Origin of the sequence: Paenibacillus xylanexedens, from assembly GCF_007680605.1 — a bacterium.
Taxonomy (GTDB): Bacteria; Bacillota; Bacilli; order Paenibacillales; family Paenibacillaceae; genus Paenibacillus; species Paenibacillus xylanexedens_B.
In genome coordinates this window covers 567,812-580,481 of the sequence record NZ_VEIO01000002.1, presented here as the reverse complement: position 1 = coordinate 580,481, position 12,670 = coordinate 567,812, and the positions used below count along the sequence as shown (strand labels likewise).

General features: G+C 42.5%; 21 protein-coding genes. 4 read left to right on the top strand and 17 right to left on the bottom strand.

Translation table 11 applies throughout. The features are described 5' to 3' along the window. Positions 1-5 precede the first annotated feature (5 nt). On the top strand, positions 6-3,146 hold the full coding sequence (gene lacZ / locus FS818_RS17370; RefSeq protein WP_145333382.1) for a beta-galactosidase, LacZ type: 3,141 nt from the start codon (positions 6-8) through the stop codon (positions 3,144-3,146). A gap of 106 nt (positions 3,147-3,252) precedes the next feature. Here the strand turns inward: lacZ and FS818_RS17365 are convergent, their stop codons facing one another. The 3 genes from FS818_RS17365 to FS818_RS17355 form a co-directional block, all read right to left on the bottom strand. Beyond that, a complete protein-coding gene (locus FS818_RS17365) occupies positions 3,253-3,603 on the bottom strand; it encodes a hypothetical protein (protein WP_145333381.1) in 351 nt (116 codons plus the stop codon). 70 nt (positions 3,604-3,673) lie between these two features. Further along, positions 3,674-3,910 (bottom strand): hypothetical protein, encoded by a 237-nt coding sequence (locus FS818_RS17360; protein ID WP_145333380.1) that lies wholly within the window; start codon positions 3,908-3,910, stop codon positions 3,674-3,676. A gap of 312 nt (positions 3,911-4,222) precedes the next feature. Next, a complete protein-coding gene (locus FS818_RS17355; RefSeq protein WP_145333379.1) occupies positions 4,223-4,477 on the bottom strand; it encodes a hypothetical protein in 255 nt (84 codons plus the stop codon). Positions 4,478-4,582: 105 nt separating this feature from the next. On the opposite strand from FS818_RS17355, the gene FS818_RS17350 reads away from it, so the two are divergent. Next, positions 4,583-4,810 (top strand): helix-turn-helix domain-containing protein, encoded by a 228-nt coding sequence (locus FS818_RS17350; RefSeq protein ID WP_313960476.1) that lies wholly within the window; start codon positions 4,583-4,585, stop codon positions 4,808-4,810. A 256-nt stretch (positions 4,811-5,066) separates the two neighbouring features. On the opposite strand, the gene FS818_RS17345 is transcribed toward FS818_RS17350, so the two are convergent. The 7 genes from FS818_RS17345 to FS818_RS28865 all read right to left on the bottom strand — a co-directional run bounded on the left by FS818_RS17345 (position 5,067) and on the right by FS818_RS28865 (position 8,114). Next, a complete protein-coding gene (locus FS818_RS17345) occupies positions 5,067-5,816 on the bottom strand; it encodes a hypothetical protein (protein WP_145333377.1) in 750 nt (249 codons plus the stop codon). 1 nt (position 5,817) lies between these two features. Continuing rightward, entirely contained in the window at positions 5,818-5,949 is a 132-nt protein-coding gene (locus tag FS818_RS29320) for a hypothetical protein (protein ID WP_260989899.1), read from the bottom strand. Between the two features lie 4 nt (positions 5,950-5,953). Beyond that, on the bottom strand, positions 5,954-6,460 hold the full coding sequence (locus FS818_RS17340; RefSeq protein WP_145333376.1) for an accessory gene regulator B family protein: 507 nt from the start codon (positions 6,458-6,460) through the stop codon (positions 5,954-5,956). Further along, positions 6,417-7,121, bottom strand: a complete 705-nt coding sequence (locus tag FS818_RS17335; protein ID WP_145333375.1) for a hypothetical protein — start codon at positions 7,119-7,121, stop codon at positions 6,417-6,419. The genes FS818_RS17340 and FS818_RS17335 overlap by 44 nt, the downstream gene beginning before the upstream one ends. Before the next feature lie 71 nt (positions 7,122-7,192). Next, positions 7,193-7,525, bottom strand: a complete 333-nt coding sequence (locus FS818_RS17330; protein ID WP_145333374.1) for a YolD-like family protein — start codon at positions 7,523-7,525, stop codon at positions 7,193-7,195. 12 nt (positions 7,526-7,537) lie between these two features. Continuing rightward, a complete protein-coding gene (locus FS818_RS17325; protein WP_145333373.1) occupies positions 7,538-7,825 on the bottom strand; it encodes a hypothetical protein in 288 nt (95 codons plus the stop codon). Positions 7,826-7,952: 127 nt separating this feature from the next. Next, positions 7,953-8,114, bottom strand: a complete 162-nt coding sequence (locus tag FS818_RS28865; RefSeq protein ID WP_186375527.1) for a hypothetical protein — start codon at positions 8,112-8,114, stop codon at positions 7,953-7,955. A gap of 123 nt (positions 8,115-8,237) precedes the next feature. Here FS818_RS28865 and FS818_RS17320 point away from each other — a divergent pair, with 123 nt between their 5' ends. Together FS818_RS17320 and FS818_RS17315 are read left to right on the top strand one after the other, a co-directional pair. Then, a complete protein-coding gene (locus FS818_RS17320) occupies positions 8,238-8,489 on the top strand; it encodes a DUF7667 family protein (RefSeq protein ID WP_145333372.1) in 252 nt (83 codons plus the stop codon). Positions 8,490-8,798: 309 nt separating this feature from the next. Beyond that, complete coding sequence (locus tag FS818_RS17315) at positions 8,799-9,239, top strand: NucA/NucB deoxyribonuclease domain-containing protein (RefSeq protein ID WP_145333508.1); 441 nt, start codon at positions 8,799-8,801, stop codon at positions 9,237-9,239. 82 nt (positions 9,240-9,321) lie between these two features. Here FS818_RS17315 and FS818_RS17310 read toward each other — a convergent pair whose 3' ends face one another. From FS818_RS17310 to FS818_RS17280, 7 genes are all read right to left on the bottom strand, one after another. Further along, positions 9,322-9,738 carry a protein-export chaperone SecB gene (locus tag FS818_RS17310; protein WP_145333371.1) on the bottom strand — a complete coding sequence of 139 codons (417 nt, stop codon included), beginning with the start codon at positions 9,736-9,738 and terminating at the stop codon, positions 9,322-9,324. Between the two features lie 3 nt (positions 9,739-9,741). Next, a complete protein-coding gene (locus FS818_RS17305) occupies positions 9,742-10,032 on the bottom strand; it encodes a hypothetical protein (protein ID WP_145333370.1) in 291 nt (96 codons plus the stop codon). A gap of 15 nt (positions 10,033-10,047) precedes the next feature. Beyond that, complete coding sequence (locus FS818_RS17300) at positions 10,048-10,575, bottom strand: hypothetical protein (RefSeq protein WP_186375526.1); 528 nt, start codon at positions 10,573-10,575, stop codon at positions 10,048-10,050. A 261-nt stretch (positions 10,576-10,836) separates the two neighbouring features. Next, positions 10,837-11,280: a phage holin, LLH family gene (locus FS818_RS17295; protein ID WP_145333368.1), complete on the bottom strand. Its 444-nt coding sequence runs from the start codon at positions 11,278-11,280 to the stop codon at positions 10,837-10,839. Between the two features lie 3 nt (positions 11,281-11,283). Next, on the bottom strand, positions 11,284-12,099 hold the full coding sequence (locus tag FS818_RS17290) for a M15 family metallopeptidase (RefSeq protein WP_145333367.1): 816 nt from the start codon (positions 12,097-12,099) through the stop codon (positions 11,284-11,286). Beyond that, positions 12,077-12,469, bottom strand: coding sequence for a hypothetical protein (locus FS818_RS17285; protein WP_145333366.1), 393 nt, complete (start codon positions 12,467-12,469; stop codon positions 12,077-12,079). The genes FS818_RS17290 and FS818_RS17285 overlap by 23 nt, the downstream gene beginning before the upstream one ends. Next, positions 12,456-12,668 carry a hypothetical protein gene (locus tag FS818_RS17280; protein ID WP_145333365.1) on the bottom strand — a complete coding sequence of 71 codons (213 nt, stop codon included), beginning with the start codon at positions 12,666-12,668 and terminating at the stop codon, positions 12,456-12,458. Before FS818_RS17280 ends, FS818_RS17285 begins: the two co-directional genes overlap by 14 nt. Between the last annotated feature and the right edge of the window lie 2 nt (positions 12,669-12,670).

Sequence of the window (12,670 nt, the reverse complement as noted above, 5' to 3'; positions counted from 1 at the left end):
CTGATATGCGAAAGAAACTTGTGCACACCCCTCCGGCTAACGGATATCCGGAATGGAACAATAATCCCGAGACGTTTCAGGTGAATCGTCTGCCAGCCCACGCCAATATGGTAGCGTTCCCAACAATCGAAGAGGCATTGTCTAACGAATTCACCTCGTCCCCTTGGTACCAGACGCTAAATGGTTCATGGAAGTTCAGCTTTGCCGAAACGCCAGAACAGCGCATTACTTCGTTTTACGAAGCCAGCTATGACGCCAGCAACTGGGATGACATCGCTGTCCCGTCCAATTGGCAGTTGCAGGGCTATGATTACCCTCACTACACGAACATGACGTATCCTTGGGTGGAGCGCGAGCCTGAGTTAAAACCGCCCTTTGCACCAGCAACCTATAACCCCGTCGGTTCCTATATTCGCACGTTCACCGTCCCTGCGGACTGGAAAGACCGTCCGGTCTTGTTGCACTTTGAAGGTGTTGAATCTGCCTTCTATGTATGGGTGAATGGAGAACTTGTTGGTTACAGTGAGGATACCTTCACACCTGCAGAGTTTGATATCACGGCCTATTTGACGGAAGGTGAGAACAAGCTGGCGGTCGAGGTTTATCGCTGGTGTGATGCAAGCTGGCTGGAAAATCAGGATTTCTGGCGTCTTAGCGGTATTTTCCGCGGTGTATATCTGCACTCGCCTTCACCGGTTCAGATCGCTGATTTCTTCGTTCGGACGGAACTCGATGATGCTTTTCAGAATGCAGAACTGCAATTGGATGTGAAACTGTACAATCATAATGCTGGACAGCAAGTGGAGGGCTTGACGGTTCAAGCGCAGCTCTATGATGCGGAGCAGAAGTTTGTTCTGGATCAGCCGCTGGCGGCAGAGGTTTCTTTTGCCAATGAAGAAGAAGTGACGTTACACCTCTCTGCTCCAGTTGTGAACCCGCTCTTGTGGAGTGCCGAAATGCCTAACCTGTATACACTGGTGCTGTCCATCCAGAATACGTCAGGCGAAACGGTGGAGGCCGTGCGTACCCGCGTCGGCTTCCGCAGATTTGAGATCAAGGACGGCTTGATGAAAATTAACGGCAAACGCATCGTGTTCAAGGGTGTCAATCGCCATGAGTTCTCGCCAGATTCAGGACGGGCCATCGGACGTGAAGATATGATTCGTGATATCGAGCTGATGAAAGCCTATAACGTTAATGCCGTGCGTACATCGCACTATCCGAACCAGACGCTCTGGTATGAGCTGTGTGACGAATACGGACTGTATGTGATTGACGAGACGAATCTGGAGACACATGGTACCTGGTACTATGGGCAAAAAGAAATGAACGACAACAACATCCCGGCAAGCAAGCCGGAGTGGCGCGACAATGTCATCGATCGTTGTAATTCGATGTTCCAACGGGACAAAAACCATGCGTCCATCATCATCTGGTCGCTCGGTAATGAATCGTTTGGCGGCGATAACTTTATCGCGATGTACGACTATTTGAAACAAGCCGACCCAACAAGACTCGTTCATTATGAAGGCACCTATCACTACCGCCCTTCCGACTCGGCGAGTGATATTGAATCTACAATGTATATTAGCCCGAACGATATTGAGCAGTATGCACGTATGAAAGGCGATAAAAAACCTTATATCATCTGTGAATACAGCCATGCAATGGGCAACTCCTGTGGCGGACTGCATCTGTACTGGGAGATGTTTGATAAGTATGAGATTTTACAAGGGGCATTTATCTGGGACTGGGTGGATCAATCGATTCGTACCAAGACAGCAGACGGTGTAGAATATCTTTCCTACGGAGGAGATTTCGGCGAGTCGCCTCATGACGGCAACTTCTGCGGCAACGGACTCATTTTGGCAGACAAAACGGTTACGCCGAAGCTGGAAGAAGTGAAAAAATGTTATCAGAACGTTCGCATGACGGCACTCAATCTGCAAACCGGACTGGTTCGCATCACGAATCATTTCCTGTTCACGGACCTGAACGAATATGCACTCGCCTGGACGTTGTCCCATAACGGTGTGCCTGTGGAAAAAGGGCATCTGGGCATTGCTGCACAGCCTGGCGAATCCATTGAGGTTCATATTCCTTATACCTCATCATCTGACCTGTACACGGAAGCTGTGCTTACTGTCTCTCTGGAGACCAAAAAAGCTACGAAGTGGGCGGAAGCAGGGCATGAGATTGGTTGGGAGCAATTCGTTGTATCTCCTCGTCTACGTGCAATACAGCAACCTGTTGCGGGAGCGAGTGACGCGCTTCAAATCGAAGAACAGCAAACGGGGGAATTGAAAGTGAATGCGGGTAAAGTTTCCGTAAGCTTTAGTTCGGTTACTGGCGCACTTACTTCCTATCAGATCAATTCACAGGAGCAGTTGCTGGCACCTGCTCGCGCGAACTTCTGGCGTGCGATGACCGATAATGATCTGGGTAACAAATTGAATGAACGTGCCGCTTTCTGGCGTGATGCTCATGCGACGAACAAGCTGATTCGTTTTGAACATCATACGGATGCGCAGGGCTGTCATGTGACAACAGATTATACGTGGGATGCCAGTCCGGGAAGTACGCTGTCCATCACGTATCACATCAAGCCGAATAGCGAGCTCGAAATCAGTCAAACCCTCGTACCAGGTGCAGGTCTGCCTGAACTTCCTGAGTTCGGCATGTTGTTTGAATTAAAAGACAGTCTGGATACGATCTCCTGGTACGGCAGAGGGCCGCATGACAACTATATCGACCGTCTGACTAGTGCACGCCTCGGCTATTACACCGGAGCCGTTCGTGATCAGTTCGTGCCTTACCTGAAACCACAGGAATGTGGTAACAAAACGGATGTACGTTATGCTGAGATTACATCGGCTGTAGGCCCAGATGAAGCAAAGGGCAGCATCGGGTTGCATTTTGAAGCTAACGCGCCGTTTGAAATCAATGCACTGCCATGGTCGCCTGAAGAACTGGAAGCGAACGACCACGTCTATAAGTTGCCAGTAAGTTCACATACCATCGCTCGCATCAATTACGTGCAGATGGGTGTTGGCGGTGACGACAGCTGGAGTGCACGTACACATCCAGAGTACACGCTGCAAGCGAACCGTCCGTATCACTTCACGTTTACGGTAAAGCCTGTATAGAGCTCCCGCTCCATTCAGTTTAATTTCTTAGGTTCCTTCCTCGTAACAAACATAAAATCCCTGTTGGCATGATGCTGACAGGGATTTTTATGATGGAGATCGTTGACTAATCAAACGTTACACTCTCGCTTTTGTCATTCCAGCTAATGTTAAACGTAATTGGCTCTTTGTTATCCACCGGATTTAATGCACCGGACTCGGTAACCGGTGTCGGTTGTTTGGCGAGTGATCGTCCCCACCGCTCAAAATTTGGTCCTATGACTTTGTAGACGAAATCTTTGACGGTACTCTCATCTCCTATGTAAACAATCCCGTATGAACCTGTTGAACGTTGCAATGATACATCCCAATGCGCACTCTTCTCATGTTTGATGTCATCCGCACCACAGGCGGCCAACATAGAGAAGATCAATACAATGCATAATAACAGAAGCAATTTCATTCGTTTCATCTTCATCCTATCCCCTCCTAATTGGTATTTAACCAATATCGGAAGTGGTGATAGAACTATTGAAACACTCTGCAGATTATCTCGTGTAACGATCTATATCCTCTTCCGCTGACTCGTGCACTCTTTTGTGATATTCTTCGTGCTGATGAACGTCATTTTTTAGCTTTGCCAAGAACCCCCAACCTGTAAAGAACATGAGCAGCACAGCAATCAACGCATAAGCAAAACTAAATTGATTCATATAGAAGTTGACAAAGATCCCGGCCAATATGAAACCCAGAATCCACAGCACCCATTTTGTGCTTTTTCTCATCGTTATCCCTCCTTACCCGGTTGTAATTATTTACTCTACCGCACTCTGTGCATCCTTATACATACGCTTAAAACGATTTACGGTTGCGATAAAAAGAAAAAGGCTCCCTTTCGGGAGCCTTTCCTCTATCGGCATAACAAAGGTTTTTACACCTTTATTACATCATGCCGCCCATTTCTTCAGCCTCTGTAACATCTTTAACTTGTGTGTACAATAATGCGGCAAATCGCGTTTTTTAGGTTTTGTTCTTGTAACATGTTCAACTTTTTGTCTCTTCTGTTAACAAGATTTGGTTAGCAAACTGTTTACATGTTAACAACTTTTGCAATGATCTTCATAACCATCCTCATATCCTTTATCATACGCTAACGAACAATACAATTCACCCTTCTGAATATATAATTCTTCAATTTCTGATAGCAAATCTTTACTGACGGATGGAATATCCCAAAGTTCATTAATGATTACCGACAACCTTGTATGCATCAAGTCTTCTTTAGATTCACAATATGAAAGTATTTGTTTTAGTCTCTCACCATATTCACCACTACTTTTTGTTTTTTTCATCCCTACTTCTCCTCTTGGTTGTGTGATATTTGCTATCGATCTTCATTTACCTATAAGTATATTGATGATATAATGTGCCCTGTAACAAAAATGATTTAATGTCAGGTGTTAAAGGTGAAGAAAATCTCCCTGGGGAGATGTTTACTTCAACATTGGCTTGATCATCGCGACATGACTCAAGCTGAATTCGCGCGTATAACTGGAATAACACCACGGATGGTATCCCACTATTGCAACGGTACACAGAAGATGACTGTGGAGGTCCTCATTCTGTCATCCCTTGTCTTAGAAGTTCCGATGGAGAAGTTTTACAAGTATACGTCGATGTTGTAAACTGCGGAAATTTCCGCACTCCCTTGGAGTAGTTCGGAATATATAAGTTCTGAAAATCTTGCCATCACAACCCACCTTTCTCTTAACAACTACATATGATCATATGACCTTCTTTCCATATTTAGTTTATCACAGGATAATAGTGGAATTTGTCGATGGTTGTCGATAAATATTCACCGGACTTTACTAGGCTAACTTTTCATTGACATATGACATAGAATGTGATAAGGCCACTCCTGCATGTTCAGGGATGGCCTTATTTTTTGAAGAACTCTGGAAAGTGCTTCTTATATTTATGAGCCATACTCGTTGTCAGAGGTGAGTTTTTAAATCTAACCACTACATCAAATATCAAATCCTGTGCGCTATCCACCTGATCAATATTCACAAGGTTCGTGTTAAGTAAAGGAAATAATTTGGGGAACAGAGGTTTGTAGGACTGCAATGTCATTGCCTCTACATACTCTTTATACTCGCACTTGTATAGTGGTACATAATAGTTAGCCTTAGGCTCGCAAGATTCAACACACACTACATCCCGCATTCTAATGAGTTTGCCTTCCCCTTGTCCTTTTCCTTCGTTATACTCTATTGCAGGTAGCCACCTGTCATCCTCTGGTTCCTCTTGAGCTGATCGCAATATTTCTATCCAAGGTTTACTGTCGTATGCGTACTCCGATATTTCTATCGGCTCCATATCCACGTTAAATATAAACTGCGCCCCTAGATCCGTCTTCTTGATTTCTGCGACTTTCTTGAGGTTAACTATTGATCCATTCACAAGTGACTCGAAATGTTTAGGTAGACCTTCCTTGCATTGCTTCATTGTCAACACTGGTCCATAACTGTCTTGAGCCGTAAACACTTGGGGTACCTTATAATTCTTCTTTGGCTTATAGGTAGATACATAAAGCATATCAGTGCAGTAATAAAAAAAATTGCTTGGAGTAGCCCTTCTATCTTCAGAAGATGGTACCCCAAACACTTTAATCCTTTTTTCATCCATATTACTTCTCTTTTTTAACTTTCAATGATTCCGGCAATTTCGCTGCACCGAATAGGGTTTTAATCTTGGAAGCTTCTTTTGTAGCGTTGGATTCCAAGTATTTACCTGCCATACTCAAGAGTTTGTTTTTCATATCTTCACCTCCTAGACCAGGGTATAATCGTTAATGCCTGAACAAACAGTATTGAAGCCATCAAACTTGATCCAATTACTATATTACTGGTAGCAACCGCAGTCACGATGATTTTGTTCTGCAGATCATTTCCATCATCAATATGTTCATGAAAATAGTTTGGAGCGAACAAAACAAATATCAGTGTGGAAAATATGGTCATTCCTAAAACTAAAATTTCAGGATAGTTAATCAATGGAACCAATCCCATGAACAAGCCAGATACAATCGAGCAAACTGTTAATGATGGAAGATGCCTTCCGCCTGATTTGCCTCGTATGAGCATTAATAGCAGATATGAAACGACAACTCCGATCCACTGGTTTGTCCATAAGCATATTAAAAACGCTATTGTTATTGCGAATAAGGGGTTTAACTTGTTTTTTAACGTATAAGCCATAACTTCTATATCGGTTTTAGGATCAGCCTTATTTATGGTTTGAGCGATAAACATTGACATTTTTGATAGCATCGCGCCGGTCACTCCTTATTGATAAGTAAATAGAGAGTATTAAACCAACTGATGCCGTAATAGCCAGCCAAAGAGGATTGGCGATATAAAGAAGTGTTACGGTCAGGGCCATTGTTGAAATAGAAATAACTGTGCCAAGAAGCATAACTTTTTTTTCCGAATTAGAGTAATCGTCTTTTATTAAGAAGTCATGAGGTGGAGCGGTGATAAAAGTAAACCCTCTGTGAAGGATAGCCAACACTCCAGTAAGCGCAAAACCTATCAATATTGAAGGGATCTGTATTAAATACACAGCTGCCCCAGTGTTGTGGTTGATTACATCAATCGGAACAATACCGGATATGGAATAAATAAAGAATAATAGCAACTGAAATGAAATGTATGTCAGCATGCCCACTCCAGACACATAAGCAGATATATGTGTTTTAATTTCGACAGCATACCTTAGAAACAAAACTAGGAATACATATTGTAACCCTAAATCGAATTCGGGTAGCTTGAAGATGATACGCATCATATAAGAGAAACTGGTGACAAATAAAGCGTATACGGCTATTTTCTTAATGTTATCCCTTATTGGCAACATAAACAGTTGTAGACACAATAATATGTAAGATAACGCATCGAAATAGCCGAGGAAATAGTAAAGTGTTGCATCCATCAATTTTTTCGGCCCCCATAATAATTATACTGTCAATTATATATGAGGTTGCGGCAATTCCATAGCCAAAATCATACATTTGCAGACATTATTTCAGCTAACTGAATCCACCTAAATTCATCATCTAACATCAATTTGACACGATTAGCTTGATTATCCAGACCAACAACCACGCCAGTAACCGGCTCGTCATAAAACGGGTTGAATACTAATAAGTCAACGGAGCAGTTTGTCTTGTACGATTGCACCAATACCTCCCCGATCCGTTGCATCTCTTGTTCATCCAGTTGAGGTTTACCGCGCCGTTTCTGTTCTTCCATCTCAGCCAGGTATGCTTCTCGGTGCTCGGGCAAGATCATACGTGATCCCTCATATACTCCGTTTGCATGTAATTTGCTTGCCATAGTAAAACCTCCTTAGTATTGAGTCCAGTAATCTGTGTTGTTTGGCCCCTGTGGCTTGCGTTCGATCTGCGGTTTGTCTTCCTCACGCTCCCAGCCTTCCAGGATCACGATATTAGCTGTATCCGACTTATCTTCCCAATGTATGTACCTATTGGCTATGAGAGCCTCTAGGGCCGCCATAACATCGGGTTTATGCTTGCCTGTTTTAACTGTCATCTCATGCAATGTTGGTAATCTCCTGCGTCCACCTTTGTAGTTATATAAGATACGTAGCACCTTGCGTTGGAAATCCGTTAGCATGATATCACCTCGTGAATATTATATGCGAACATACGTTCTTTTAGCAACAGTAAAAATACCCAGTCCGGAGACTGAGCATTGAATAGTAACACTCATGGGAGAGAGAGTAATATCATGGTAACCAATTTTATGTAAACTTATTCTTCTTCTCATCCACTATTTGATTAACAACCACACTTACTGTACATTTCTGTTTTTCAGCCTCTTCACGCAACCATTCAATAAGTTCGGGTTCAAAATATATAGCCTCTCTTACCTTCTTATCCTTCTTTGGCGGTCTACCTGCCATAACATCAACCCCTTGTCCATCAATTTTACAGCATTTAAAAATATTTAACAACATTCTATTCAGGTATTTACACAGCATTTTAAAGCATGTAAAATAGACTCATAAGATCAAGGAGGCGATGAGATGTTCCCTTATCACGCAAGAATGGCTGAGTTGTGGTTGATCAACAAGAAACGCGCGTTAACCCACTCTGAGTTGATTGAACTGGATCAATGCATGTCCCTTAACGCTAAACACTGTTGGACACTAGCGCGGTTACAAAATGAATCACTGCTGGCATCGATGACAAATGACGTAGAGTGGCAGCATGAAACCTGCGCCCGGCTGGAAGAACTGCAGCATACAGGCAAAGTTTCCTACGGTGATGCCTTATGAAATGCGAACGTTGCGGCGGCTCCGGCCGCTTCTCTACCGGATACATTTGTTATTCATGTGCCGGTACAGGTAAGCAAAACTTTGAGTCCATCCGATTAATATGTATAAAGGACTTTGATAAGTATGGGTATCGTGTAGGTGATCGTTGTATAGCTTGGAAAACAACTCCTGCGCTCATTACAGGTGAGGACAGGTACATTGTAAGAAGCTGGCGCACAAAACGTGAATACACCCTTTTGGAGCGTCAGTTGAAGGAGTATTTTAAAGTGATACCGAAGTAGTAAATGGGAGGTTAGAGAATTGAAGAAAATGCTTGTAACAATAGCTATCGCCGCCATCATAGTAGTTTCAATTTTAAACTGGGGTAACAAAGCGACTGAGGTTAAACCAGATGAATCAACTCCTGTAACACAACAGGATCAGAGTTCAACTGTACAGATCGTATTCCCTTCAGATCGATATCCAGAGACAGCCAAACACATCCAGGACGCCATAGAAAGTGGTCATCCAAATACATGCACCATTGATAGGGATGGAGCGGAAAACAACCGTAAACTGTCACTGAGAGGCGTAGAAACCAAGAAAGGATATGACCGCGATGAATGGCCCATGGCAATGTGTGCAGAAGGTGGAGAAGGTGCAGATATCGAATACATAAGTCCATCAGACAATCGCGGGGCCGGCAGCTGGGTAGGAAATCAATTAGAGGAATATCCGGACGGAACATTAGTAGAATTTATATTTGAATAGAAAAAGAGCAGCGAGGTTACACCTCCTGCTTTTTTTGTTTTATCTTATTCTGTTAGATAAAAATTTAAAGTGACATAGTTACTTATGTAAGATCGTCTTGATTATCAATAAGAGCATTTACATTGATTGTAGGTATTATAATTGGGTCGATATTTGCATTCAAAGTTACATTAGAAATAACACTTCTTAGATATGGGAATAATATTGATAGAGTGTTTCTTGTGCAAATATCTCTCAGTGTACCCTCATCGAATGCTCCTGTTTTCTCATAATCAAGGCCGAAATATCCCTGTAGCATGACACTTACATAAACCGAATCATCTGCGTTTTCTTCACCTATACTGCAATCAATGTCAACAACAATTTTGTTCGCACTTATTTTTACTTCATGCCCTAGTGAGATTCCGTCAATTTCTTGCGGCTCCCTCCCGTGAGATAAGTTGTTTTGGAAAGAAATTTTTAAAATTTTATAACCCATAAATTGAATAGCAGCTTTCAAATACTATGCCACCTCGCTCATTGAATCAAACAAAAACAATTTTTCATCCACTTTACAAAAACTTCTTTTAGATTGAGAAGCACCTTTTAGTTCCTTCTCAACTTTTATAGGTTCAACGGTTAAAACAAGTTCATCGTTGTATTCTTGTTCAAAATGAAAAATATCATACAGATTTATTTTTTCTTCTACGCCGTCCTTTTCAAGAAATAAACCTGGGTTATCACTGTTTTCCTGAACTTCGATACCTAGTTCTTTCGCCAACGTTATCATTTTTTCAATATCAATATTGCTCACGCCATACACCCCTTTTTAAACTGCCTTAACTTCTTGTATAACCGAAACGTCGCGGATGCAAACTTGTACTCCGTTTAATTTCAACTTCATCATCATAAGTGATTCGTGATAATCAAATGAAGAGTTCCCTTCAAATGTCCTTTTAATTACTTTGTAATCTACAGGTAACATTCCGCATGCTAAATGTCTCATTTTATTAGGATTATCCGATTTTAATTTATATCCGTTAGTTTCTAGTGTATGTTCAATGTTATCGGTATGTTCCTTGAAATATGCAAGACCAGAACGGGAATCAAGGTCTAAATAATTTTCTGCATTGATTGTCACGTTTGCTTCTAAAACAACAGCCTTACTTTTTTCACCTTTGTACCTGTTTTGCCCCCATATCCTTGCCTGATCTTCATCTTCTCTGAAAAAATAAACTCCTTCTCCTAACCAATGATCATCTCTTTTCGGAGTAGGTAATTTAAATCCAGATTCAAGAATTTGCTTAGAACAAGACTCATTAGTTCCGTGGTAAAGATTTAAGTAATATTTCTTCACTTTTCCACCTTGCCCAATAAAAAAAGATACATTGTTGAGTTTTTCATAAGAAAATAACCTCCCTAATGTATCAGTTGTATTTAATTTTAAGAAAATTAAACACAACTTTCTACATCAAGGTACCGAATTCCTTCTTTTGAATTGTGAACTTTTCAACTTTCCTTAATAATTCGACAATATTTTTAGTAATTACGTTATTTTAACGTAGCAATGACCGTTAAGCAAAGTTTACATACTTCCTATTTGCGTATTAATCAATCTTTATCTCTGTACAGCTTCATCTATTTCCTTTTTAATAAGCTCGGCTACTACTTCTTTACTCGCTACTGATGCAGCTTGTTGCTTAGGTATCTTGTCCAACTTAACCCACGCCTCCTGTATCTTCGCCCGGATCTCATCTGCAGTAACCATAATACCCAATGCCCTCAGACGATTCACTGCATAATTTAACGCAATGTCCATCTTATCTGATCCAGCCAAATCACCCAGTGCCGCCTCAGCCTTAGCGTAGGCTTCCTGCGCTACACTCCATAATGCGTTCTGGATGGATTCAGCGGACCTTGCTTCTGCCGCCGCTTTCCGCGCCGCGATCCACGCGCCAAGTTGACGCCACTCTTTAACTAGGAATATAAACAGCATTACCACCAACAAGCACGCCACTGTGATAAGTGCGTTCGTTACAATAGGTTGAATTATTTCGTTCATCGTTTACACCTTCCCTTTGTATGATCTGACCATTTCAATAAATTTAGGTTCCAAGAAACCGGCGTTGTATAGAGTTTGGATCACTTTCAAATAAGATTGATCCTTGTCGTTCGTAGTTGTAATGGCCCCTACAGCCTTAGCCGCCTCCAATGCCTTGTGATATGCTTCTGGTGGTGTTTGGTCACCGTTAATGTTTACACGCTTCTGGAGTGCTTTCACGTCCGCCTTAAGCTGTTCAAACTCCTTCTTTTCTTCTGCTGTCATGGGTTCGGCCTCCTTTGATGTTGTAGCTTTTTTTATTTTTGATAATGCGGCATCCAATTGCGTTTGTGTTGGCCTCTTACCTGCACGAAACTGTGCTGTCGTCAGGCCGAAAACCATCTGTAGGTGTGGCATGTCTACGAAACTGCGCCAATCTCCACCCCACTCGAATCCGATTTTCTTGGCCTCTTCTACCACTTCGGACCAGTCGGGTAAAGAATCTTTATCATCATCACGCAGTGTGTCCCAAGATACTGATTTCCCGTCTTTTAAAAGCAGAGCAAAATCCAACGCGAAGCCGAAGTTGTGAATGGAGTACCCACCCTTTACCTTCGTTACAACCGATAACTTTTTACCTTTTGAATCGTATAAAACCGTCCGTCCCTGAGCATACAAGGCGTCCTGCTCGGCATAGGTCCGTAACCCTTGAGTGATAACGATCCACACCCCTCGGTTATAACAACGTGCAATAAGTTCTTCTCCCAGTTGCCGAATGACTGGATGTACTCCAGCCAAACGAGTTTGGGATTTAGCTTTAACTTGCTCCAGAGTCAACATCGTCCGGTTCCCCCTTCTTATCAATCTTCCGCAAATATACAAACAGGTCATAGCGCTTCGTATAAGTTAGGATAGACAGAATCACGAGACCTGCTGTGGTGCCGAACATGGCAATGGTCCATGCGTAAGACTGTATGGCTTCCAGAACAGCCCCACGACCCGTTAGAGACGTGCTCAAGCGTATCCAAATGGCAATGACCATCTTGAATGTGTATGCACCCAAAAAAAAGAGCATTGCCAGCATAAATGCGCTGACAACACCCGATTTAAATCGTTCTTTAAAATATCTTCCGTGTGCTAATAGGTTATACACGCCTGCAATGGCCCCGATGAAATACAATGTAAGTAAGATCATATCAATTGTGTGCATGCTCCGTGCTCCCCCCTTTTTCATAGACCAGGTAACGCGCAAAATGGTTTTGCTCGATTTTCGACTTGATCTCCGTAGAGCACTCGCTGTAGCGTTGCATCGCTAAGGATGCTTTATGCTTCACTGCTTGGAGCTGCTCCCTCTCTTTCTCTCTATCTTGACCAGTCGGGAGTAACCGTTTAATCCATTTCAATATCACGG